The organism is Meiothermus luteus (genome assembly GCF_003574085.1).
Classification (GTDB): domain Bacteria; phylum Deinococcota; class Deinococci; order Deinococcales; family Thermaceae; genus Meiothermus; species Meiothermus luteus.
Map to the genome: position 1 here is coordinate 1 of NZ_QWKZ01000001.1, position 21,914 is coordinate 21,914.

At 62.3% G+C, this 21,914-nt stretch carries 34 protein-coding genes and 1 pseudogene; 29 read left to right on the forward strand and 6 right to left on the reverse strand.

Annotated features, from left to right (window positions below):
• The 4 genes from Mlute_RS15800 to Mlute_RS00020 form a co-directional block, all read right to left on the reverse strand.
• Positions 1–308, reverse strand: a 308-nt coding sequence (locus Mlute_RS15800; protein ID WP_220452043.1) for a hypothetical protein, incomplete at its 3' end; no start/stop codon positions are given.
• Positions 309–318: 10 nt separating this feature from the next.
• Positions 319–777: an RES family NAD+ phosphorylase gene (locus tag Mlute_RS00010; protein WP_119358747.1), complete on the reverse strand. Its 459-nt coding sequence runs from the start codon at positions 775–777 to the stop codon at positions 319–321.
• A complete protein-coding gene (gene parS / locus Mlute_RS00015; protein ID WP_182482433.1) occupies positions 774–1,172 on the reverse strand; it encodes a type II RES/Xre toxin-antitoxin system antitoxin in 399 nt (132 codons plus the stop codon). Before parS ends, Mlute_RS00010 begins: the two co-directional genes overlap by 4 nt.
• A 32-nt stretch (positions 1,173–1,204) precedes the next feature.
• Positions 1,205–1,387, reverse strand: a complete 183-nt coding sequence (locus Mlute_RS00020) for a hypothetical protein (RefSeq protein ID WP_015586364.1) — start codon at positions 1,385–1,387, stop codon at positions 1,205–1,207.
• Positions 1,388–1,721: 334 nt separating this feature from the next.
• On the opposite strand from Mlute_RS00020, the gene Mlute_RS16575 reads away from it, so the two are divergent.
• The 15 genes from Mlute_RS16575 to Mlute_RS00090 all read left to right on the forward strand — a co-directional run bounded on the left by Mlute_RS16575 (position 1,722) and on the right by Mlute_RS00090 (position 13,033).
• Positions 1,722–1,958: an RRXRR domain-containing protein gene (locus Mlute_RS16575; RefSeq protein ID WP_081439936.1), complete on the forward strand. Its 237-nt coding sequence runs from the start codon at positions 1,722–1,724 to the stop codon at positions 1,956–1,958.
• Positions 1,862–3,262 (forward strand): FAD-dependent oxidoreductase, encoded by a 1,401-nt coding sequence (locus tag Mlute_RS00030; protein WP_013012841.1) that lies wholly within the window; start codon positions 1,862–1,864, stop codon positions 3,260–3,262. Before Mlute_RS16575 ends, Mlute_RS00030 begins: the two co-directional genes overlap by 97 nt.
• Complete coding sequence (locus Mlute_RS00035) at positions 3,259–3,720, forward strand: hypothetical protein (protein ID WP_013157068.1); 462 nt, start codon at positions 3,259–3,261, stop codon at positions 3,718–3,720. Before Mlute_RS00030 ends, Mlute_RS00035 begins: the two co-directional genes overlap by 4 nt.
• A gap of 46 nt (positions 3,721–3,766) precedes the next feature.
• Entirely contained in the window at positions 3,767–4,423 is a 657-nt protein-coding gene (locus Mlute_RS00040; protein WP_013012843.1) for a DUF6423 family protein, read from the forward strand.
• A 63-nt stretch (positions 4,424–4,486) separates the two neighbouring features.
• The gene (locus tag Mlute_RS00045) at positions 4,487–5,473 is read left to right on the forward strand and encodes an ABC transporter ATP-binding protein (RefSeq protein WP_013012844.1); all 987 of its coding nucleotides are present in this window, start codon (positions 4,487–4,489) and stop codon (positions 5,471–5,473) included.
• A 2-nt stretch (positions 5,474–5,475) separates the two neighbouring features.
• The gene (locus tag Mlute_RS00050) at positions 5,476–6,267 is read left to right on the forward strand and encodes an ABC transporter permease (RefSeq protein WP_013012845.1); all 792 of its coding nucleotides are present in this window, start codon (positions 5,476–5,478) and stop codon (positions 6,265–6,267) included.
• Positions 6,268–7,065, forward strand: a complete 798-nt coding sequence (locus Mlute_RS00055; RefSeq protein WP_013012846.1) for an ABC transporter permease — start codon at positions 6,268–6,270, stop codon at positions 7,063–7,065.
• Between the two features lie 35 nt (positions 7,066–7,100).
• Positions 7,101–8,075, forward strand: a complete 975-nt coding sequence (locus Mlute_RS00060) for an aldo/keto reductase (protein ID WP_013012847.1) — start codon at positions 7,101–7,103, stop codon at positions 8,073–8,075.
• Positions 8,076–8,222: 147 nt separating this feature from the next.
• Entirely contained in the window at positions 8,223–8,936 is a 714-nt protein-coding gene (locus tag Mlute_RS00065) for a kanamycin nucleotidyltransferase C-terminal domain-containing protein (protein WP_245533680.1), read from the forward strand.
• 18 nt (positions 8,937–8,954) lie between these two features.
• Entirely contained in the window at positions 8,955–9,449 is a 495-nt protein-coding gene (locus tag Mlute_RS00070) for a hypothetical protein (RefSeq protein ID WP_013012849.1), read from the forward strand.
• A 453-nt stretch (positions 9,450–9,902) separates the two neighbouring features.
• Positions 9,903–10,700 (forward strand): cytochrome P450, encoded by a 798-nt coding sequence (locus Mlute_RS15510; RefSeq protein ID WP_157413565.1) that lies wholly within the window; start codon positions 9,903–9,905, stop codon positions 10,698–10,700.
• A gap of 125 nt (positions 10,701–10,825) precedes the next feature.
• Complete coding sequence (locus Mlute_RS00080) at positions 10,826–11,251, forward strand: IS5 family transposase (RefSeq protein ID WP_015586368.1); 426 nt, start codon at positions 10,826–10,828, stop codon at positions 11,249–11,251.
• A 217-nt stretch (positions 11,252–11,468) separates the two neighbouring features.
• A complete protein-coding gene (locus tag Mlute_RS00085; RefSeq protein WP_018465403.1) occupies positions 11,469–11,879 on the forward strand; it encodes an IS5/IS1182 family transposase in 411 nt (136 codons plus the stop codon).
• 52 nt (positions 11,880–11,931) lie between these two features.
• Positions 11,932–12,069, forward strand: a complete 138-nt coding sequence (locus Mlute_RS15515; protein ID WP_156941926.1) for a hypothetical protein — start codon at positions 11,932–11,934, stop codon at positions 12,067–12,069.
• 148 nt (positions 12,070–12,217) lie between these two features.
• Positions 12,218–13,033, forward strand: coding sequence for a transposase (locus Mlute_RS00090; protein ID WP_015586370.1), 816 nt, complete (start codon positions 12,218–12,220; stop codon positions 13,031–13,033).
• Here Mlute_RS00090 and Mlute_RS16675 read toward each other — a convergent pair.
• Positions 13,001–13,343: pseudogene (locus Mlute_RS16675) on the reverse strand (hypothetical protein); the annotation flags it as partial. The gene Mlute_RS00090 and the pseudogene Mlute_RS16675 overlap by 33 nt on opposite strands.
• A gap of 8 nt (positions 13,344–13,351) precedes the next feature.
• Between Mlute_RS16675 and Mlute_RS00100 the strand changes: the two are divergent.
• The 9 genes from Mlute_RS00100 to Mlute_RS00140 all read left to right on the forward strand — a co-directional run bounded on the left by Mlute_RS00100 (position 13,352) and on the right by Mlute_RS00140 (position 18,678).
• On the forward strand, positions 13,352–13,879 hold the full coding sequence (locus tag Mlute_RS00100) for an LOG family protein (protein WP_013012852.1): 528 nt from the start codon (positions 13,352–13,354) through the stop codon (positions 13,877–13,879).
• A gap of 37 nt (positions 13,880–13,916) precedes the next feature.
• Positions 13,917–14,132 (forward strand): hypothetical protein, encoded by a 216-nt coding sequence (locus tag Mlute_RS00105; RefSeq protein ID WP_119358749.1) that lies wholly within the window; start codon positions 13,917–13,919, stop codon positions 14,130–14,132.
• Positions 14,133–14,228: 96 nt separating this feature from the next.
• On the forward strand, positions 14,229–15,401 hold the full coding sequence (locus Mlute_RS00110) for a hypothetical protein (RefSeq protein WP_119358750.1): 1,173 nt from the start codon (positions 14,229–14,231) through the stop codon (positions 15,399–15,401).
• A gap of 66 nt (positions 15,402–15,467) precedes the next feature.
• Complete coding sequence (locus tag Mlute_RS00115; RefSeq protein WP_119358751.1) at positions 15,468–15,902, forward strand: hypothetical protein; 435 nt, start codon at positions 15,468–15,470, stop codon at positions 15,900–15,902.
• A 76-nt stretch (positions 15,903–15,978) separates the two neighbouring features.
• Positions 15,979–16,779 (forward strand): ArdC family protein, encoded by an 801-nt coding sequence (locus Mlute_RS00120; protein ID WP_119358752.1) that lies wholly within the window; start codon positions 15,979–15,981, stop codon positions 16,777–16,779.
• Between the two features lie 69 nt (positions 16,780–16,848).
• A complete protein-coding gene (locus tag Mlute_RS00125) occupies positions 16,849–17,067 on the forward strand; it encodes a hypothetical protein (RefSeq protein WP_119358753.1) in 219 nt (72 codons plus the stop codon).
• A 313-nt stretch (positions 17,068–17,380) separates the two neighbouring features.
• Entirely contained in the window at positions 17,381–17,785 is a 405-nt protein-coding gene (locus Mlute_RS00130) for a hypothetical protein (RefSeq protein ID WP_119358754.1), read from the forward strand.
• Between the two features lie 272 nt (positions 17,786–18,057).
• On the forward strand, positions 18,058–18,237 hold the full coding sequence (locus Mlute_RS00135) for a peptidylprolyl isomerase (RefSeq protein WP_119358755.1): 180 nt from the start codon (positions 18,058–18,060) through the stop codon (positions 18,235–18,237).
• A 45-nt stretch (positions 18,238–18,282) separates the two neighbouring features.
• Entirely contained in the window at positions 18,283–18,678 is a 396-nt protein-coding gene (locus Mlute_RS00140) for a DUF6788 family protein (RefSeq protein WP_119358756.1), read from the forward strand.
• 177 nt (positions 18,679–18,855) lie between these two features.
• Here the strand turns inward: Mlute_RS00140 and Mlute_RS00145 are convergent, their stop codons facing one another.
• Positions 18,856–19,248 (reverse strand): hypothetical protein, encoded by a 393-nt coding sequence (locus Mlute_RS00145; RefSeq protein ID WP_119358757.1) that lies wholly within the window; start codon positions 19,246–19,248, stop codon positions 18,856–18,858.
• A 239-nt stretch (positions 19,249–19,487) separates the two neighbouring features.
• On the opposite strand from Mlute_RS00145, the gene Mlute_RS00150 reads away from it, so the two are divergent.
• The 5 genes from Mlute_RS00150 to Mlute_RS00170 all read left to right on the forward strand — a co-directional run bounded on the left by Mlute_RS00150 (position 19,488) and on the right by Mlute_RS00170 (position 21,783).
• A complete protein-coding gene (locus tag Mlute_RS00150; protein ID WP_119358758.1) occupies positions 19,488–19,850 on the forward strand; it encodes a hypothetical protein in 363 nt (120 codons plus the stop codon).
• Positions 19,851–19,963: 113 nt separating this feature from the next.
• Positions 19,964–20,233, forward strand: a complete 270-nt coding sequence (locus Mlute_RS00155; RefSeq protein WP_119358833.1) for a hypothetical protein — start codon at positions 19,964–19,966, stop codon at positions 20,231–20,233.
• Positions 20,234–20,309: 76 nt separating this feature from the next.
• Positions 20,310–20,489, forward strand: a complete 180-nt coding sequence (locus Mlute_RS00160; protein ID WP_119358759.1) for a molecular chaperone DnaJ — start codon at positions 20,310–20,312, stop codon at positions 20,487–20,489.
• A gap of 13 nt (positions 20,490–20,502) precedes the next feature.
• Entirely contained in the window at positions 20,503–21,510 is a 1,008-nt protein-coding gene (locus tag Mlute_RS00165) for a DNA polymerase III subunit beta (RefSeq protein ID WP_119358760.1), read from the forward strand.
• Between the two features lie 45 nt (positions 21,511–21,555).
• Complete coding sequence (locus tag Mlute_RS00170) at positions 21,556–21,783, forward strand: hypothetical protein (protein ID WP_119358761.1); 228 nt, start codon at positions 21,556–21,558, stop codon at positions 21,781–21,783.
• The last annotated feature ends 131 nt before the right edge of the window (positions 21,784–21,914 follow it).

Sequence of the window (21,914 nt, forward strand, 5' to 3'; positions counted from 1 at the left end):
CAATACAATATTGTCGTCAGGAGGTAAAAATGGAAAAGGTTTTTGTCTGTCCAGATCTGCGCACCGGCGAGAAGCTTGCGGAGTTGCTCTACCTGGGCTTCAAAGCAGGTGGACTCGTCGAATGGGAAGGAGACCAGGGTTGGCTCAAGCCCGCCTATAGGATCACTTTCCGCAGTGAAGCCCTTCAACGGGGTTTTGTGGAGTTTGTGAGGGCTCTCTTCCCTTCGGTCGTCATCCTCGACTAACCCTTCCGTCCTTCTTTGCCTTCCGAGGATAATCCTTTTCCTTGGGAGGTTCTTTTTTTGCACAGAGTGTACCCTAGCGCAGCAGGCGCGGATCGAGGAAGAGCGGCTGGGGTTCGCCGGTGCGCACCTCCCTCATCGCGGGGTGGCGGGGGTTGAGCAGCAGGTTGAACTCCACCGGCACCACCGCCGAGGGAACCCGCAGGGCCAGCGAGCGCAGGCTCAGGGCCCACTCGAGACCCAGAGCCTGGGTGGACTCGGGGTAGGGCTCGGGCAACTGCCGCCAGTCGGGGGGCAGTTCGCTCAGCTCCTCGACGTGGGGATCGGGGATCTCCACCTCGATGGCTGCGAACGCGGTCAGGTGAGCCCGGTCGTCCACGTGAACCAGCACCTCCAGGATGCCGGTGGAGAGGTGTTCGGCCAGGTACACCACCGGGACCCCGAGGCGGTTCCAGCGTCCGGGGCTCTTGGCTGCCCCTTCCCCGGTGAAGGCGGTGTGGGCGTAGCTGCGCGAGGCGATGCGCCAGGCCCTCACGTCACCAGGCCGTCCTCCAGGCGGCCCAGGAGGTGCTCCACCGCCTGGGAGCCAGGTTCAGTGTCCAGGTACGCGAGGGGGCTCGAGCCGTGCAGGAACACCTTGGGGCTGTTCATCCAGGAGGCCGCCAGCTGGGGCGAGCCGAAGAGCTCCTCGGCACGGCGCAGCAGGTAGATCACCCGGTACAGGCGGTTGGACTGCTCCCGGTTCAGGCGTCCCAGGCCCTTGTAGCGGTGGAGGCTGCTCCTGGGGATGCCCGCTGCCTCCAGCACCTCCTGCTGATCCAGACCGTAGCGCCGGGCCACCTCGGGGATGAGTTCCACCGGCAGCCCCTCCCGGACGCTCGCCACGTCAGTGGGTGAGCCGTCGAAGCGGAGGGGGAGCACTGTTCCCATATGGGACATTATGGCGTTCCACCTTGAACAAGTCAACGCTCCAGCCCCAGCCTCCTCGCCGCCCGCAGGGTGCGGGGGGCCTGGGAGAGATCGGCCTCGAGGTAGTCCCGCCCCCGGCGGAAGCGGGCGTCTTCCCCGTAGCGCTTCGCCAGCACCCGGAAGTAGTCCGCGCTGAAGTGCAGGAAGGCGGTGGCCGCCTCCCCATCGAAAGACAACCAACCCGTAAGTCCTGACTGCGCGGCGCACAGGCAGGTCGTAGACCCCATGGCTGAAGCCAGGGGCTTGGAGCCCGTCTATGACGAGGCCAAGCGATGGAGCCCATGGACAAGGCGCTGATGTCGCTACGTTGCGAACAGGTTCAAGACCCACTCCGGGGTGCTTCCCCAGCCCCGGACCCTGGCAGTCCCGGTTGCAGACAAGCTTTGGGGTGTGCGCGAAACGGATCGGGACGTGCACCGGTTCGCAACATGGCCGAGGGGAGCGGTACGGGAGCGTCCGCCCATATCCGTCACCAGCCCCGTAAGGGGTCCCGAAAGGGAAGGAGAAAACATGGTTTTCGTGCTGGACAAAAGAAAAAAGCCGCTCATGCCTTGCAGCGAGAAGCGTGCTCGGTTCCTGCTCACCCGAGGCCGGGCGTTTGTAGTTCTACCTATATTGTTAAGAGTCCCGAGTCATCTAAATTCGAGGCTATGCTGGAAGTTAACCGCCGATGCAACAGCATCGAAGAGCTCAGGCATGACCCTGAGCTTCTTGATAGTCCAGTCGGTCGTGTTTTTCCGGGCGTGAATCATTCACTCCGGGCGGTTCGCCCCGACCTACCCCCAACTTCAGCAGATATCGTGATTATTGGAGGCGGGATTATTGGCAGCGGCATAGCCTGCCACCTCTGGCACGTACCCAGCCTGCGGCGCCGGATGATCCTGCTGGAGAAACACTCCTTCCTCGCTGGGCAGTTCTTCCAGGCCATGAACGCCACCGGGCAAAGGGTCATGCGCAGCCCCTACGAGCACCACATCGCCCCGGACGGCGACATGCAGATGCTAGACTTCGCTCGTCTTCACCTCGACCAGTTGACGTCGCTCGAGCGCGAGCAGGTCTGGCTGGGCCTCTCGGGCCAGCGCGCCGTAGTCCCGCTCGACGTGTTCATCGGCCACTCGACCCACATGATCGGGGTACATCAGCTCCGCAAGATCGCCTACCGCGCGCGGGTAATCTCGGTTAGACCTGACCCGGGGCGGGACGGATATCTGATCGCTACCGCCGAGGGGCCGGTCATCCGGGCCAAGACAGTCATCCTGGCAGCGGGCAACCGCGAGGCTGTGTGGCCGCAGGTTTTCTCGGAGGCTGCCCGCCGCTATCCCGCGCAGGTGTGTTCGGTATACGCGAAGCCAGCGCTCAACCCGGGCCAGACGATCGCCGTCGTCGGTAGTGGGCTCAGCGCGGCCCACACCATCCTCCGGGCGCTCGAGGCCGGAGCACGGCCCGTGTGGATCCTACGCCGCGAGGAGCGTTACCGGTGTGCCGATTTCGACACGGCTTATTTCCGAACGGAGGGTATTGCGCGGTTCCGGCGGCTGCCTAGCCTGGCCCGGAAGGTCGGTACGTTGCTGGAGGAATCCCGTGGCAGCATCATGCTGGAGTTCCTGCCGCGGCTGGGCAGCCTAGAAGAAGCGGGCGTCTTACGGGTTCACCGTCATGCCACGGTGTTGGCTGTCCGAGCATCAGCCAGCGGCCGCCTCGAACTCAACCTGTCATCGGGCGCCGATGAGCATGTGGACTTGGTGATTTTGGCGACCGGCCTATCCCCTGACACGCAGCTTCTGCCGGATGAGGTCGAGCTCCTCGCCGATCGTTACCCGGTCCTGGAGGACGGCACGCTTGAGGTCAGCGGCCACCCAGGCCTCTTCGCAGCCGGGCCACTGGCCTCTTTGACGCTTGGTCCCGCCGCCAAGAACGTGGATGGGGCTAGGCTGGCCGCACAAGTGATCATCCCGGCACTCATTGAAAAATTCAGTGGCAGCCGTCCAGCTTCCTTCACGGTTCGGGGGAATTTCGCCGTCAGTTTCCCGCTGAAGGCAGGTGTGCGATGACCCAGCACCGGTCAGGCGCTTACTACCTCCCCGAGGAAGAGTTGGAGCGCGCCATGGTACTCATGCGCTACGGAACGTCCGAGCTCCACGCGGTCTTCGGGCTCTGCCACGTCGCCCAGGATCTGACCGCACAGCTGTGCTGGATCGAACGCGCAAGCCATAGCGAGCGGGCTGCTGAGCTGTTGGAGGATCTGGAGGCAGAGGGGCAGCGCGAGGCCGACAGCCTGATCCAGCTCTTGAAGTCCGCAATCTGTGAGGAATGGGGCTACTGCAGGCGCCGTGTGACGGATGGGCTCGGCGATCCCCGCCGCCTGGTTCAAGAGCTTTCCCGCCTCATTTACAACTACTTATGCTTAGACGAAAAGGGGGTGAGAGCCGTAGATCGATCTTGGGTACTCCTGGCAGCGGTAGTGCTTGCGAGATCAGACTTGGGAAAACTCTGCCGCTGTGCGGGTTGAGAGGAGTTAGGGTCTAGGTTTCCTTGCAGACACGACGGAGGGAAAGATGCTGAGGTCGAAGGACTTGCACATGGCGGCTACCATCGACATGGAGAGCCGCACCATCATGGTCTCAGGGGCGATTGATGTCAACCGGGTCACTATCGTCATGCGGGTGCCGATCCCGGAGCCCGGGGAATACACGCTGGTCAAGGCGGAGACCAACCTGACCGATGAGCCCTGGCTGTGCTGGCAGATCACCCTCGGAGAAGGGGTTTCGCTCCCGCTGCAAAACCCTACGAATCTGCTGCTTTCGCGCCAATTCCGCAAGGCCAAGTACCTGGCGGACCGGGGCGCGATCCTTTTCTGGGATGGCGAGGTCCGTCCGGGCGACGCCATCTTCAAGATGGCGCGGCTGAACATCTCCGGCAACTACATGATCCTGTCGCATAACCGCGGGGGGTTAACCGACGGCATCTTTGACGAAGACGAGGACGAGTCCGACGATACCGGGCTTGAGCAGGACACCCCGCGGATCGACCTGCCCGGGGCCTTGGACCGCTACTACGAGCACATCACGAGGCACGGCTTCGGTGACGATCTGCCCAAGATTGAGGTCGAAACACCGGTAAGGATCGTGCAGCCTGGGGAAATCGACATCCTCTCCTTCACGAACCTCCCCCAAGCCCATTCGGGCGGCATCCGGCCGCGGGAGCGAGCCTGAAGGAGTGCTGGTGCCGTTCAGAGGAGGCCTTATGGCCTCCGCTTTTGTAGGATCAGCCGGCTTATGATTGTCCTGGAGGGGGTTTCCAAACGCTACCGGGTGCTCGAGCCCGGGCGTGGCCTCGGGGGCTTCGTGCGGAGCCTGGTGAAGCCGCGTTACCGGGAAATTACCGCCCTGGACAACATCAGCCTCACCGTCCCGCAGGGGCAGGTGGTCGGCTACATCGGACCCAACGGGGCAGGCAAGTCCACAACCATCAAGATCATCGCGGGGATCGTCCGCCCCTCGGCGGGTCGGGTTGTTGTGGCGGGCCGAGACCCGTTCCGCCAGCGCACCGCCCACCAGCTGGAACTCGGGGTGGTGATGGGCCACCGCACCCGGCTTTTCTGGGACCTGCCGGTGCTGGAGTCGCTCCGCTACCACGCCAAGGTGTATCGCCTCAGCCAGAGTGGATTGGATCAGCGCATCGGTGCCATGGCCCGGCAATTCGGCATCGAGGGGTTGCTCTCGCAGCCGGTACGCCAGCTGAGCCTTGGACAGCGCGTCCGGTGCGACTTGGCCCTCGCCTTCCTCCACCACCCCAGGGTGCTCCTGCTCGATGAGCCTACCATCGGCCTGGACTTCGACAGCAAGGCGTTGCTGCGGTCCGCTATCCGTCAGGTGGCCTCTGATCTACAGACGACCGTCATCCTGACGTCGCACGACTTGGACGATGTTGAAGCCTTGAGCGATCGTATCGTCCTGCTCGACGAGGGCCGAGTCCTCTACGACGGAACCCTCCGACAACTCCGAGCCCAGCACGGCGTACTCCCCGAGCTCCGGCTAAGGCTCGAAGCCGGGGCGGATCAGGTGCGCGCTTGGCTTGAGGGGCTGGGCGGAGTACGGGAGGTCTACACCCACGACGGCTGGGTGTGCGTCGCCCATGAGGGGGGAGGAGCCCCTGCGGCTGTGCTTGCGCGCCTTCTTCCACAAACCCCGGTCAGGGAGATGACCACCCACGAACCCTCGATCGAGGAGGTACTCCGGCGGGTCTACCGGGGAGCAAGGTAGAGATGATCCCTTATACCGCCAACCTCCGTGTCGGATTTCAGCTGGCCCTCGCATACCGTAGAGCGGCCGCGGTCTGGGTCGTCGGAGAGCTGGCGCTCCTGGTGGCATTTTACTTTTTGTGGCGCGCGGTTTTCCTTTCCGTACCCGCAGGGTCATTTGCGGATCGGGACTTCGCTGCTTTCTACTTGTACTTATTGACCGCGCGACTCGCAGCGCGATTCACCGGCGGGCCTGCCTGGGGGTTCTTTGCCCAGCGCGTCCGTGTGGGAACCGTTGTGTACGACTTGGTACAGCCGGTCGAACTGGAGTATGCCCTCCTAGCCCGGTGGTTAGGGCAGAAGGCCGGACAGTTGGTCATGGCGCTGCCGGCCTACGCCACCGCAGCGTTCGTCTCCGGGGCCTGGAGCGCTGGCGAGTGGCGGTTGGGGTGGTTCTTCCTGAGCCTGGTGGTGGGTTTTGCCTGTGCCTACTTTTTCGAGTTCTTGATGAGCCTCTCGGCTTTCTACACTAGCGCGCAGCAGGGGATCAACGAAGCCAAGGCCCTGGTCGTGGCGCTCCTGAGCGGGGCATTTTTCCCCATTGACCTGCTGCCGGATCGCTACGCCCTTCTAGCCAGTCTGCTGCCTTTCCAGGCCTTTATCTACCTTCCTGCGCGCATGCTGCAGCCGTCCATGCCGGAGAGCGAGATCTTCCGCGGACTGGCGGTGCAGCTGTTCTGGCTCCTGGTGCTTGCTGCAAGCTCCCGCTTCCTCCTCGGACGAGTACGCCAGCGGTTCAACGTGCAAGGAGGATAAATGACCCACTACCTCGCCCTCGCGCTGGCCGCCCTGAGGCTGCAATTCGCGACCTGGAAGCAGTACCGGGTGGACTATACCGCTGGCGTGCTCACCGTGCTCCTGGAGCAGGCCCTGACCCTGGTGCTTTTCTCCGTCATCTTCACACACGTGCCGCAAGTCCGCGGCTGGACCTTCCCCGAGATGCTCGTGCTTTACGGGTTGAACCGAATGGCGCTCGGCCTTGCCGACACTCTGGGGGAGAGCCTATGGTGGGTCGGCAGCTACGCCCAGGACGGCAGCCTGCTGCTCTACAAGCTCCGTCCGCTCGGGGTACTCTTCCAGCTCCTCACTGAGCGGATCCACTTCGAGCGGATTTCAGGATGCCTGACCGGGCTGATCCTGGTCCTCCATGGAGCGTCCGCGGCCGGGGTGGAATGGACTGCCGGTAAGGTTGCCACGGTCCTCTTATTTGTTCTCCTGGGCGCGTTCATCTATCTCGGGCTCATGATCCTGGGGGCTGCCGTAGCCATGCGGGTCATCGGCAGTTTGGACGCCATCACGACCTTGTGGAGCTTAACCGAGTTCGCCAAGTACCCGCTTCCCATCTTCGGTCGAACCGGGGCCTTTCTCCTGACGTTCGTCGTCCCGCTGGCGCTGACCGGCTATGTTCCTGCCGCTCTCCTGCTCGACGAGCACACACGCACAGCAGGCACCATCGCCCTTGCCGAGGCTTTGGTCGCTGCCGGCGCGTTCTTCGGCTTGTGCCTGCTGGCGTGGTCGTGGGCCCTCCGCGCTTATGAGGGGACTGGGAACTGAGAGCCAACCTGCGGCGATAGCGGTGGGGGTGCTTAATGGGCATGAGGTATCGCAAGGTCGGTAAGTGGGGCCTTCAGGTCTCCGAGATCGCCCTGGGTGCCTGGGCCAGCTTCGGAGATTGCGTGAAGGATGTGGGCGAGGTCAAGAAGATCGTGTGTCTGGCCTACGAGTCCGGCGTCAACTTCTTCGATAACGCGGACACCTATGCGAACGGATGCGCTGAAGAACTCATGGGCAGCGTGCTCGCCGAGTACCCACGCAGCACCCTCGTCCTCGCCTCGAAGGCGGGATGGCCTGTGTCCGGGTGTCCCAATAGCCAGGGCCTCTCCCGCAAGCACCTGCGCGCCTCTCTGCAGGCCAGCCTTCAAAGGCTACGAACGGATTATCTGGATATCTACTTTGCTCACCGCCACGACCCGGATGTACCCCTCGAGGAGATTGTCACGACCATGAGCGCGTTCGTTGATCAGGGGCTTATCCTCTACTGGGGAACCAGCGAGTGGCCTGTCGCACGGCTGGCGGGTGCATGCGAGTTTGCCAGGGCGAATGGGCTGCATCCACCTATCTGCGAGCAGGTTGACTACTCGATCCTTTACAGGAAGCGGTGGGAAAACACCCTGGCGCCGGAGGCGGAGCCGCTCGGATTGGGCTTGATGGCCACGAGCCCGTTGGCGATGGGGGTGCTCACCGGGAAGTACGACGACGGGATCCCCCCCGGTAGCCGGTTGGCCCGGCATAAGGTGCTGAAGGAAGCTCTGCTGACGCCTCACAACCTCGCTCGTGTGCGGGAATTGGCGGCGGTCGCTGCCGAGCACGGAATGACCCGGGCTCAGCTCGCGCTAGCTTGGGTTTTGCGACGCAAGGAGCTTTCATGCGCCATCGTGGGAGCCACCGGGATAGGGCAGCTTCAGGAAAACCTTGGTGCGGCCGGGGTAGTGCTCGCACCCGAGGCCGTGGCACAGATCGAGCGGATTATAGGTGGCAAAAGCTCAACCGCGAGCACCACTTGACCACCTACTGTCCTTATCGGAGTTGGCGACGGTATGCACGCACGGGACAAACCTCTCCCGATCCTCCGAGCAACTACCCGCCGGGAACGCCTCGAGAGGGCCCGGCACATCGCAGATTGGATCCTGGGCCATTACTCGGACGCGGTTGTGGCCATCGGAATCTATGGGTCCACCGCACGGGGCTCCGACGAGCCCTACTCCGACCTGGAGATGTCGGTCCTCATGCGAAGCTCACCCACCCCCGGCAGGGACGAGCGCTACGTGCAAGGGCTCAAAATCAGCGTCGAATTCCACACCGTGGGGTCGGTCTACCGGCGCCTGCAGCGGGTAGACCTGACCTGGCCCTTGTGCGTAGACCAGTTTGTCTCGGTCTTATCCCTGTACGACCCGGAGGGGCACTGGCCCAAGCTAAAGCTGCTCGTTGATCAGCTGCCGTCCGGATCGTTCGTGCAAGCCATTCGCGAGGGGATCGTGGGGGAATTGTTGGAGAACTTCGCCAAGCTGGAGAATGCCCGAAAACGCGACGACGCCCCTGCAATGCGATGGATCGCCTGGAACCTCGCGTGGGATGTGGCCATGATCTCCGCCCTCATGAACCGGGCATACTTCACCTCTTGGTCGCGCACACCCGACGAGATCCTCCGACTGCCGTCGCTGCTGCCCGCGGTTAAGAGCCTCGTGGAGAAGTTCCGCAACGGCGATCTGCGCAGCGCCAAGGGGCTCCATCGTTGTTGCGAAGCCGCAGTGAGGGGGGTTGTGCAACATGTGGCAACCCTTGGCGTCCACGTCCAAGTCGAACCGTCCCTGGCAGGACCTCCCCGGGAGCAGATCGGGGGAGGTGGGCCCGGATCGAAACGATAAGCGTTGTGGAGGAGGAGGATGGCTAATAAGGACACCCGAACACTCGAGGAAAGGATAGAGGAACTACAGGCGGTGGTGACGAAGCTCTTCGTCCAAATGGATGCCCAGCGTATTGGAGGTCCGGGGAATGCCGGTGCTGCTGATGGCGGCGAGTTGCCGGACTTTGGCCCTTGGATGGACACGACATGTTGCTACGCCAGGGTCATCGCCCTTCGGACCGACCTCCAGGGTCGCTTCCAGTTTGCCACACTTAAACTGCTGCACGACTGCTCTGATGAGCGCCGACCTGCCTGGAGAGAGGGCGCCATCTTCGACCTGCGCAACCCGGCCTGGGAGGCTGAACTGAAGCGAGCCCAGAACTATGACCTGCTGGTTGGTGTAAGGGTTCTTCCGGACGGACGAGTCGTCGGGATCGAACTGGCACGCCCTAACAAGAAACCCCGGGCCTCGACGCCCGGCGTTTCCCAGTTGCGAGCGGAAAGGGCACCAAAAGTGGACAAGGAGGCTCCGTAACTTTAGAAGGTGGTGAAGTCCAGAGCTATGCCCCCAACGGCCCCAGTCCCACCCTTTGACCCCCTGTCGCCGGAGGTCCTTGCCGACCCCTATCCAGCGTACGCGCGCCTGCGTATGTCGGACCCTGTGCACTGGGGGATTCCCCACACGCGCGCCGGAGCGTGGTATGTATTCCGCCACGCCGACATCGCGAGCCTCCTCAGGGATCCGCGGTTGTCGCGACGACGACCGGCTACTGGGAGGGGAGTCCCCTCTGGAAGACCCATTTCCGAGCCATACCGTGGCTTTTTGCGGATGATGGCTCAACAGGTGGGATTTCAGAATACTGTTGGTCACGCTCGTCTGCGGGCGGTGATGGGGCCGCTTTTGTCTCCGCGTGCAGTCGCTGGTGTAGTCCCGCGAGTCGAGTGGGTCGCCCGCAAGCTGCTACAGGACATCGAGGACCAGCATTCCATGGATGTACTCAACGAGTATGCTCTTCCGCTGGTACTCAGGGTGTTGGCGGAATTGCAGGGCGTTCCGGAGAGTTCGTTCGAGGAGTTGCGCGCCTGGATCGGGGTGATCTCCAGTGTGAGCTCTTCCTCTCCCAAGGAAGAGCTTCTAAGAGCCAACCGGGCGGTGGCCGAGTATGGCCAGCTGGTAGAAGGACTCGCGGGGGAGGCTGGGGGGAGCCCCCAGGGAACCGTGCTGGCTGGCATGTTAGCTGCGCGGGAATTAGGACAGGTCAGCCAAACAGAATTCGTCGCGAACCTGCTGGCCTTGCTCGACGCTGGTACCCAGACCACCGCTGACTTCATTACGAACAGCGTGTTGGTACTCTTGAGCCACCAGGACCAGCTCAAGCTTCTCAGGGAGGACCCGCAGTTGCTGGGCTACGCAGTCCAGGAACTCTTGCGCTTCGAAAGCCCAGTGCAGATCGTTGGCCGCTGGGCAACTGAGAGCTTCGTTTTTCAGGGTAAAGGGATCGAGCGGGGCCAAGTCGTGTACCTAGTCCTGGGCTCGGCTAACCGTGATCCCAGCTGGGTGAGCGATCCGGACCGGCTTGACTTAAAAAGGAAGCTGGACCGTACAGCAGCCTTTGGCGGAGGAACCCACTATTGCCTAGGTGCCCCGCTAGCCCGCCTGATAGGGGGAAAAGCTCTAGAGATTCTTCTACAGTGGAAAGGCAGCTTGTCTTTGCAGACCAGCAGGCTTATATGGCGGCCCGCGTTCGGGTTTCGTGGGCTTACTGAGCTGAGGGTATCATGGTAATGGCAGCATGCGTATTTCAGAAGATTCGAGCCACACTTTTCGTCGGAAGCCGAGCCGGTGATTCAGTAACTCACCTTACGCGGCAAAGCTGAGAGACTGTCGTAAAAGTCCGCTATACTTGAAGGGTGGCTTCTACACGGAGATCTTACCCCAGCGACCTGTCGGACGCGGAGTGGGCCATCCTGGAGCCGTTGATCCCCGCCCCCAAGCCCGGTGGCCGACCCGCAAAGGTGCCGAGGAGGGAGATCGTCAGCGCCATACTTTACGTCCTGGAAAACGGCATCAAGTGGCGGGCCATGCCCCATGACTTACCCCACTGGTCTACGGTCTACCACTACTTCCGCAAGTGGCAGAAGGAGGGGGTCTGGGAGCGGGTGGCCCAGGCCCTGGTCCGGTGGGATCGGGAGCGAGAAGGAAGGCAGGCTTGCCCCAGCGCTCTTGTCATGGATAGTCAGTCCGTCAAGACCACGGAAAAAGGGGGCCCCGGGGACACGACGGGGCGAAGAAGGTCAAAGGGAGAAAGCGGCAGAACACGGGGGGCCGTCTCTTGAACGGAAGGGGTGTGGGGCGGCAGTCCCCGACCAGACCGCAGTTCGGTTGGTCGGGGAAGGATAGCCCCGCCAGGACAAAGTCCTGTATACTGTTTTTGTAGGTCGTCCCCGGAACGGGGATGCGCGTAAAGGGAGCCGCAGGCGAGTGTCCTACACACGTTTGAGCCTGTGAGGATGGTCGCGCGAAACTCCAACCAAAGTTGGTTGCGAGTAGTTCATGGCCTTTGTCCACCCGGCCAATGAGCACGACAAGTGGGGTGGGCAGGCGTTGCTTTTGGGGATGGACCTCTCCTTGTGGCCCCGGGTGCGCAAGCTCTTTGTGGACTGGGGCTACCGGGGTTTGCGGGAGGTGGCTAGGGGGCTGGGACTGGAGCTGGAGGTGGTGGCCCGTCCTTACGCGGGGGTGCGGGGGGTCTGGGTGCGGGAGGGGGAGGAGGTGCCGGAGATCCCGCGGGAGGGTGGGTTCAAGCCCCTGCCCAAGCGGTGGGTGGTGGAGCGGACCTTTGCCTGGATGGGGCGAAACCGACGGCTGGGGAAAGATTACGAGTACCCCCCTGAGGTAACGGAAGCCTGGATGTATTTAGGCATGATACGCTTGCTGGTGAAGCGGCTGGCCAGGGCCGCTTAAGCTGGAGGAGGGGACTTTTACAACAGTTTCTGAAATGGCATAGATTGAAAAGGTGAATCCCCAGCCCCTGGATTTGTACACCGATTACTTGTTGAGCAGCTTTGGAGCGGCGACGGCCACAGGATTGTCGCGGATGGTGGATGGAGCCATAAGCCACGACCAGATCACCCGCATGCTGGGGGGAGATTGACAAGGCTCGGTGCAGTTGTGGCGCAAGGTCAAAGCCACGGTGCGAAAGATACAGCGTGAGGAAGGGGTGCTGATTCTGGATGATAGCATTTTGGAGAAACCCTACACGGACGAGAACGATATAGTGGCCTGGCAATAGCAAAGAGCGGATGGTCAAGGGGATCAACTTTGTGAGCCTGTTGTATCACAGCCAGGGGCTGACCTTGCCGGTAGGCTACGTGCTGGTGGAGAAGACGGAAGTCTATGTAGATCAGAAAAGTGGCCAGCGCAAACGCCGCAGCCAGGTGAGCAAGAATGAACACGCCCGCTACCTGCTGCAAACCGCAGTGCATAACCAGATTCCCTTCCAGCACGTGCTCAACGACGTCTGGCTTGCCTCGGCGGCGAACATGCGATTTATCGTGCTGGACATGAAGAAGCACTTTGTGATGCCGCTCAAAAGCAATCGCAAGGTAGCGCCAGGTTATCGGCACCGCCGGTATGCGCTGTGCGCACCCCCTATGAGCCAAGAACAACAGCAAAGGGGTCAATGGACAGGAGTGGAGGGTCTGGACTACCAAGACCCCACCCCCCGGCAGGTATATCTGGAAGGGGTTCCCTTCCCCCTGCTGCGGGTTCGGCAAGTCTTCACCCACGAAGATGGGAGCCAGGGGGTGTTGTATTTGTGTAGCAGCGATACCACCCTGGACTTTGAACGGATGATCGAGCTCTATCAAAAACGATGGGAGATCGAGCGCTTTCATCAATCCATCCGACAAAACGCTGCCCTGGCCAAGTCGCCTACCAAGACCCTGACCACCCAGGCCAACCATTTCTTTGCGGCTATGTGGGCCTTTGTCAAGCTGGAACTCCTCTCCCACCAGACCCAAATCAACTACTTCGCCCTCAAGGCCAAGCTCTATCTGGTTGCCAGTCGGGCTGCTTTTCAGGAACTACAGCAGATCAAAGCTCAACTGACCGCGTAAGGTATACCTTCGTTTGCTACCGCATAGCCCCACCCCAGCCATTCTGAGGAGGACATGACTGCGAACCAGATTGTGGGCTAGGATGAGGAGGTTTATCCGGGCTACGAGGCCCCCGAAGCTCTTGCTCTCTACTTGGCGAAGCCGGAAAGACCTGACCAGGACGCCAAAGCGCACCTCTATCCAGTTTCTCCCCATCCACTCCCTCCACCTAGCGGAACCCCCGGTCCCCCAGGACCGGGCCCAAGCCCGAATCTTCCACCCGGCCCCGGGCCCAGATCTCCCCGGTGTTGCCCGGCAGGACGCCCCAGCGCACGGGGTATGAAAACCTATGCTGGGGTAGGAAGCAGGCGTGCGCCCGAGGATGTGCTAAAGCTGATGGGGAAGATTGCCCGGCGGCTGGCGGAGCGGGGCTGGGCGCTGCGAACGGGTGGGGCAGAAGGGGCTGACCGGGCGTTTGAGCGGGGGGCCCGTGCGGGCGGTGGAGCAGTTGAGGTGTTTCTGCCGTGGCCGGGATACAACGGCTACCGGGAAGGGGCGCTGAAAGCCCCGAGCCCGGAGGCGGTGCGGCTGGCGGCAGCATTGCATCCGGCCTGGGGGCGTCTGTCACCGGCGGTACAGCGGTTGATGGCCCGGAACTCCCACCAGATCTTGGGGCTCGACCTGAACGACCCGGTGGCCTTCGTCCTCTGCTGGACACCGGACGGGGCCGAGTCGGAGCAAGAATGCGGGCCGGAAACTGGTGGCACGGGGCAGGCGATCCGGCTGGCCTCGAGGTGGGGCGTGCCCGTGGTCAACCTCAAAAGAGAGGACGCGTTGGAGAAGATAGCTCGGCTGGTCAAGGGTTGAACCAGGGGGCGGCAGGAGCCGCCCCCCTCCGGTGGGCATGAAAACGCTAGCGATCACCATCGGGGTCTTCAGGAATCAGGTCTATGCCTACCGGCTGCGCCAGGCCGAGGAGCGGGTGCGCCTCGAGCTCGGTCTCAAGGGGAGTGGGGGGTGGGACTGGCGGCCCTGGAAGGAAGGGGCGCTGGAAGAGATGCGGATGCTCTACCAGACGCTTCAAAGCTACGACCGGGGGCGGTGGCTGAAGACGGAGTAGGGTTCTTGCCCCCCTTGTTGCTTTTGAGTGGGTAGCGAGGGGGCAAGAACCACACTGTATTGCTCTGCCGTGGTATCCTGTTACCAGGAGGTAACTATGATCAGCACGGCAGTTTGGGCAAACCGTATACAGGCAGCTCTGGGGCGTGAGCCTCGGAGCGTTCAGGAGGCCCTCGAGGGTTTGAGGGTGGTTCTCAAGGAGGACGGGGTGAAGCGGGAGTTCTACCAGGCTGCGCGGGAAAATCAGCGCTTCGAGCGTTTCTCCCGTGACGACAGGGTTGCCCTCATTGTCTGGGCAGCCTTGAAGGAGGCTTTGGAGAAGACCCGACGCCTCGGCCAGAAGACCCCCTCCACGCTGGTCGTTCGTAAGGACGACTCGGTAAAGGAGGAGGTCAAAGGGGTCGTCAAGGCCATCGGCACCTGGAAAGGCCCGGACAAGGTGTACGAGGTGTTCCCGTGGGACACTAAAGTAACCTTGCGGAAGGGGGCGGAGATCAACCACCCCCAGTACGGTAAGGGCTATGTCCAGGAGGTGAGCGACCGCCACGCCCTGGTGCGCTTCAAAGCGGGCCCCAAGAAGCTCGCGTTGAAGGCCGCCAAAGGGATGCTGGTGGACAGGTACGCCCAGGCCCCCGACCGCCGGGTAGCCGACGCGAAGGGCTGGCTCGAGCGGTTCCTCTCTTCCGGGGAGGAGATTCGCAGCTTGAGCCGCCTGGAGCGGGAGGAGGAACTCGGGGGAAACCCCCACTTCTCCGAAGGCCTCATCTCGCAAGAGGTGGTGGAGCGGCTGGAACGCGCAGGCTACCGCATAGACCCCTACAGCCTTGAGGGAGTAGATTCCCTGGTGGACTCCCTCCCCGCCAGGGAAGAGAAGTTCAAGGAGGGTGTCCTGGGGATCACTATCCTCAGAACCCGTGACGGCAAGGCTATCGGCTTCCGCAAGCCCGGCTTGTGGGAGACGAAAGTCGCTCCTGACGCAGGGCAGGAGAGCTTTGCAGCGCTCGTCGAAGCGCAGATGGCCTACACGGCTCTGACGGAGATGCTCCAGGGAGAAGAGGGCTGGTCGGTGAGCGAGGTGCGTCCGCACCTGAGCAAGCTGGCTAAAGCCCTTCAAAAGGCAGATGCCCGGCGGCTCTTTGATCTCTTGCAAGAGGTCGCCGCCCTCCGCTTGCTCAAGGCGGAACTGCATCGCGCCGGATTTGCCCCCGTTAGAGCCGTCGCTTACCGCGACTCGAGCGGGGAAGTTGTGTACACCGCTCCGGTGTACTAAGGTAAGCGTCCTTTTTGCCTCTCAGGGAAAGTCCTTTTCTCTGAGGGGTTCCTTTTTGGAGGGAATATGAAGGTAGTCTGGCGTCGCAGGTTTCCCTGGCACGAGCAGGCCTGGTGTGATGTGGATGTGTACCGGCTGGGGTTGCACGTCCTGGTGGTTCTGCGGGATCAGAACGATCACGAGGGTACCAGCGTGACCAACGCCCTCGAGATCGTGGCCCGGCGGGTGCGCGAGCAGATACTGGCCCCCGAGGGGCTGGAGGGCCTCGAGGTGCACTGGGTGGAGTGGAGCCGCACCGACGGGGTAGCCAGCGTAGTCTCGTTCGCGGATGAGGAGTGCTTCGAGGGCCCCCAGTGGCAGTACCTCCACCCGGCAGAGTTCCAGAAGATCCTGGCCGCCTTCGAGGCCCCGGACCAGCTCGAGGCGTGGATCCGGGAGGGGGCGCTTGACCTGAAAGGGTGGGAGGAGTCCAGAGGAGAGCCCCGCAGCCGGGGCAACTGAGGCGTTTGTTCCGCTGTGAAGGGGCGAACCAGGGGGCGGCCAAAGCCGCCCCTTTTCTTTGAGCGAGGAGGTAGCTATGAAAGCCGACGCGCTTATGGAAAGCATCAAGGGCTGGGTGGAGCAGCTCGCCGCTGAACTCCAGGAGGGGCAGACCCAGGGGTTCCTGGCCTTCCTGGAAAAAGCGGGCCGCTTCCACCGCTACAGCGCGAGAAACGTCCTGCTCATCCACCAGCAGCGCCCGGAGGCCACCCTGGTGGCGGGAATGAAGCGCTGGAACGAACTGGGGCGGCGCGTGAGGAAGGGCGAGCGGGGCATCGCCATCCTCGCGCCGAGCCTGAAGCGGGTGGAGGTGGTGGACGAGGAAACCCAGGAGGTGCGGGAAGAGCGGAAGCTAGTGGGCTTCCACACCACCTACGTCTTCGACATCGCGCAAACCGAAGGCGAGCCGCTAAAGCCCCAGACAGAGGAGATCCCCCAGGGGCCCGCGCTGTACGCCCGGCTCAAGGTGGTCTGCCCGGTGGGGGTGCAGGAGGGATTGCTCCCCGGCGGGGCGCTGGGCAAGACCAACGGGAAGCGGATCGTGCTGGCGGCGGATCAGGGCTACACCAGCAAGGCCGAAACACTCCTGCACGAGTGGGCCCACACCCTGCTGCACTTTGGGGGAATGAACCTGCCCCGGGAGGTGGAAGAACTCGAGGCCGAGGCGGTGGCCTACGCCGTGGGGCGGGAGCTCGGGCTGCCGATGAGCACCAGCCGGGACTACATCCTGCACTGGCGAGGAACAGTTGAGGCGCTCGAGGCCTCCCTCGAGCGCCTCCAGGAGGTTGCTCGTCAGATTCTCTCTGCTATAAAGAGCAGACTAGAAGCAGCCGCCTAAAACCAGAACCAGGGGGCCTCCCGCCGCCGGAGGCGGCGGTGCCCCCTTCCTTCTTCTGAGGAGATAGTTATGAAAGAGATCGTTCTGTTGCTGTTGACCCGAAAAGGTCTAGCCCGCTGCAAAGTTGTGCTTGCGGAGGGGAAGACCATTATCCTGTCCACTCCAGCAGGCAGGGTGGGGTTCCCCCGCTGGGCGCTCATCCCGGAAGGGGCCCATTACCGGGTCTCGTGCCGCTATGAGATCGATCCCCAACAGGAAAGCCGCCTTGAGTCGGCTCTAGGACTATAAGCATGATGCCGACATTGAGCCTCGAGCGGTGGGCCCGGTTGGAGGGCCGGGTCTGCTGGGCCGAGGTGAGCGGGGTGATTCATAGAGGTCTGCGGAGCATTACCGGCAGGAAGCCCTCACCACTGAGCGGGAGTGCCGGGCCCTGGTGCAGATGGGGCTGATCAGGGAGCCCGGTGAGCCCAGCCTCGAGGATCGCCCAGGGTCACCCCGACAATGGGTCGGTGCAGGCGGCCCGGCGGGTGCTGGAAAAGCGCAGCCAAAGGATGAACCAGGGGGCGGTACCGCCCCCTTCCTTGTTTGTAAAGGAGGACATATGAACTGGGTAGCTTCAGCAACGGTACTGATAGGCAAAAGAGGGCTTGAACTGCTTAAGCAGCGGTCGGAGGCCCTGAACAAACTGGTGGGCTGGGAAGCCCAGGGTGAGGTGGTGCCCGGTGGCTACGTGCGGCTGCACCTGCCGGGCTGCCCGGAGGGGTCTGTGTGGTGGATCGCAGAGCTGCTCGAGGCCTTCGTGATGGAAGTGGGGCCGGACTCGGGCGGGCCCGGAGTGGGAGGGGCCTTCCTGGATGGATGGTATACCTACGAGGTGATGCCGTTCAACTTCACGCGGCTGGCCGAGGTCTATGACCGCTGGAAGGCCCAGCACCCGGCTTTCGACGACCCGGAAGAGGGCCTCGAGGCGGTAGAGGCGATTCTCGAGCAAGCCCAGCGGGACTAAACAGGCGGAGAACCAGGGGGCGGCTTCTGCCGCCCCTTTTTGCATGGGCGAGGTGATTGCAATGGGCAAACACAAGGCTTTGAAGCATCTAGCGCGGGGCCATGAGTTGGGCATGGGGCGCAGCACCCAAACCCACGGCGATAAGCGGCAGAAGCGTTTACGCACCCGTTCGGCTCGTCTGCGGGCGGCCTTACGGGACGAGTAAGAGCCAGGGGGCGGCCTCCCGCCGCCGGAGGCGGCGGCGCCGCCCCGCTTCTTTGGATGAGGTGATTATGCAGATCGAACTCAGCGAAAAAGAAGTCAAGGCCTTGCTGGAACTCCTCAAAGAGCACCTGCACTACGGATGGATAGAGCAGGACGGTGAGTTTGAGGTGATCTCGAGCGGGCAAGTCTCGGCCACGCTCAGGGAGCTTTACCGGCGCCTCAAAGGGGGTCAGGCCAAAGCGGCCTAGCACCAGGGGGCCATCCGGCCCCTTCCTTCTTCTGAGGAGGGCTTTATGCCGATTGACTTAGAGGGCGAACGCAAGCGGGCGGTGCGGGCGCTGGACAACCTGCTGTGGCGCATCCAGGAGGCGGAGCGCGACCTCGAGCGGGCCCAGGCGCGGGTGGAAGGCCTCTTCCCCATGCGAGTAGTGTGGAAGAAGAAAACCTGTGGGAAGAACGGTTGCCGCTGCACTCGAGGGGCGCTACACGGGCCGTACCCGTACCTGATCGAGCACCGCGATGGAAAGAAGGTGGAGCACTACCTGGGCAAGGGGTGGAGCCCACCCGAGGGGATGATCGCCCCTGAGCGCTACCACGCCCTGATGCGGGAGTTCAGGGAAAAGCGGGAGCGGGCGGAGCGGCTGATGGATCGGCTGTATCGGGTGGTGGAGATGATGCGGGGCTGGTAGCTTTCTTGCCCCCTTGTGCAGTATCCAGGTGTGTCGAGGGGCAAGAAACCTCCCTTCTGAAATCCGATAAGGTGAGTTATAGCAAGCATGGGTTGCCTAGAAAGCAGCGGAGCGTACCCACGCTAGCGTATCTGACCGCTGGCGTAGTTACCGCGAGGATAGAGAAGGGAGCTCTGCTCAGGGCTGCCTTACACGCTCAAAACGCTTGTCCAGTTCTTTGAAAACGAATTCGATCAGGTCAGTGTAACTACCGCTGCCGGTCACGTAAGTCACCCCTCCGGCGCTATACAGGGTGAACACGGCACGAAAGACAACCCGCCCGAATAAAAACGTGGAACCTACGTTCTGCGCGTTGTCAAGTTGATAGACGACCTCTCCAGGTCTGACAGAGAGAAGCCGCAGGACTGCCAGGTCGCGGTTATAAGGGTGATTGGGGGCGACCTCTAAAATCGCTCGCTGAACCTCGTCCTGTGCCGCCTTGTAGACAACCGGTTTACCAGCATCGGAAGGAGCAGGAGCACAAGCCGATAAGATCGCTACCAGGAAAACAATAAAAAAAGCCTTTTGCATAGTCTACCTCTACCCTGTTATCTTTCTATTATATCGGCAGCGAACGCAATAGAAAAAACCTGCCTGTTCTAACTGCCGAACACCCCACACCCCTACTGCCACACCGAGAGACAAAAACGGGGGTTCCAGGAGAACTACCCCCCTCCATAAGGGCTACCGACCCTGAACCGATCCTCATTCCGATAAAGGGCCATCCGGCCTTTTTGCTGCTGTAAGAACCTGATAGGAAAGGAGAAAACATGCTGTTGGTAAAGGTGCAAGTAGATGAGCCGCAGTACGTGCTGGTACAGCATGGTCGGGTGGTTGCAAGCTGGTTTGCCTTCACCATGTGGGGCAGCATGGTGAAGCGGCTGCTCGAGCAACTCGACTTCCGGGTGGAAGAGGTGGATGCCACAGCGATGGTAAGGTCTTTTGGTGAGTTGGGGGACGAGTACAACCCCGAGTGGGAAATCCCCGCGCTGATACAGAAAGTCCTGGAAGAGTTTGGCGTAGAAGCCCTTAGACGACCGCTCGAGCGCGACCAGGCCATGCACTTGTGGGAGAAGGCCAGGGTTCTGGGCGGGCTGTTTCTCCCTAAAAACGTACACCTAATCCCGGAATGAGAGAGTTCTGAAAAAACGTCCCACTTACCCCCTCCTGACCCTCGGGAGGGGGCGGTTTGTTGTTCAAGAAAAATGCGTACTTACCCTTCTAAGTGCGCTTTTTGGAGGTGAACATGCGTAGAATCAACGATCCCCTGGTACTCAGAGACTACCTCTCGCGGCTGTCCAGCGAGCCCATGACCCCGGCTCAGGCCCGGCTGCTGCTGGCCTCGAGGGGCGTTCGGGCTCAGCAGAAAGCGCTTGAGGCGGCTTTGCGGATGATGGCGGCCCCTGCTGTAGCGCCGGTAAAAACCCGGCGGGTACGGCTCAAGCCGCTGGACGACCTGCCTTTGACCCCGGAGGAGCGGGCGATCATGGAGCGGTTGAGGAGGGAGCGGGCCTGATCGGGGTGCTGTGGGGAGGGCAGAACCAGGGGGCGCCGCCTGGCGGCGCCCCACTTATTTGGATGAGGTGACTGAAATGCGTGAGGAACTCTGTCCTGAGTGCCAGGGGGATGGTTACGTGACGGTGGCCTGCGACTACTACAGCGCGAGCTACGGCTACTACCTGCAAGACGAGCGGCCCGTGCCCTGCCGGATGTGCGGCGGGAGCGGGTACGTGGAGGTGATGGAGGCGGAAGTAGCGGAGGAAGCGGCCTAGACAAGGGGGAGATATGGAAAAGCTAAAGCACTTTCTAACCCTGTTCGATAGACGCTCGACCCTGATGGTGCAGGCCGATGGACACCGCTACGCCCTGATGGGCGAGCGGGAGTTAGACAAAGGTCGCCTGCTCTACGCCCGCTGGAAGGCCGGAGAGGCCCAGGGGCCGGTGGTGGCGGTGGACGCTTCGCTTTTCAAAGCGGCCATCCAGCGCAGCGCCCAGGTCTCTCTGAACGGGAAGGTCTGGGTGGGCGAGGTGGGCCTCGAGTACCGCGAGGTGGAGTTTGCCATGCCCACCATTGAGCCCCAGGTCTGGGTCAGCCGCAAGGAGTTGCTGGCGAGCCTCGAGGCGGTCTACGAAGCCACCAGCACCGACCCCACGCGGGCCGTCTTTCAAGGGGCCCAGTTCGAGTTCAGCCCCACCCGCCTGAAGCTGGTAGCGAGCGACGGCTACGTGCTGGCCGAGCGCACCATCCCAGCGCGGGGGGTCTTAGAGGGCAGGGCGGTGATCCACCGCGAGGGGCTGGCATTGATGATGAAGGCTTTGAAGGGGGTGGAGGAGTTCGAGGTGGGCCTGGGCTTGAAGGAGGGCGAGCTGGGACTCAAAGCAGGGGGGCTCGAGATGAGCTTCACCCGCATAGAGGGCGAGTACCCCGATTACGAGCGGGTGATTCCCAAGCCCGAGGAGTGGCAGAGCACCATCGAGGTCTACGTACCGGCCCTGGTAGAGGCGCTGGAGGCGCTGCGCCCGCTGTTTTCGCGTTCAAGCAACCAGCGGGTGGACGTGCAAGCGGAAGAAGGGGTGATCCACCTCGAGGTGGACAACGAGCACGGCCAGGCGCACCGAAGGGTACCCTGTGTGGTACAGGGGGTGATGAGCTTCGCCATCAACGGGCAGTTGTTCCTCGAGCGCATCCAGCCCGTGAAGGGAACCGGAAAGCTACACTTCGTTGACCCTAAAAAGCCCGTGCTCATCGAGGGTGGAAGCTACCGGGGGGTCGTCGTGCCCTTGCGGGTATAGCACCAGGGGGCCATCCGGCCCCCTTTTTGACTGTGGGAGGTCTATATGAAAAAAACCCTGAAGTTTCCCCGCATAGAGCTTTCCTACCTGGACAAGGCCCCCGACCACGGGCAACCGGAGCTTGCGGTGGTTTTTCCCCAGCGCAAAAGGAACCGCATCGTCCCTGTAGCGGTAGGGGAACAGGCCACCCAGCTTTGGAAGCACCCCCTGAGCGAAGAGGAGTTCCTGGCCCTGGTGGATCATGCCACGGAAGAGAAGCTGGTATCGGCTTGAAGCCCATCGGTTGCGGGAGGTGCTCGAGCGGCTCTCGCTGAAAGACGGGCTTTTGCTCTGGGAGGCCCTGGGGGAAGACCCTGGGGCCTTTCCTTTAGGGAACCCCGAGGCCCGGCGGCAGGCGATGCACC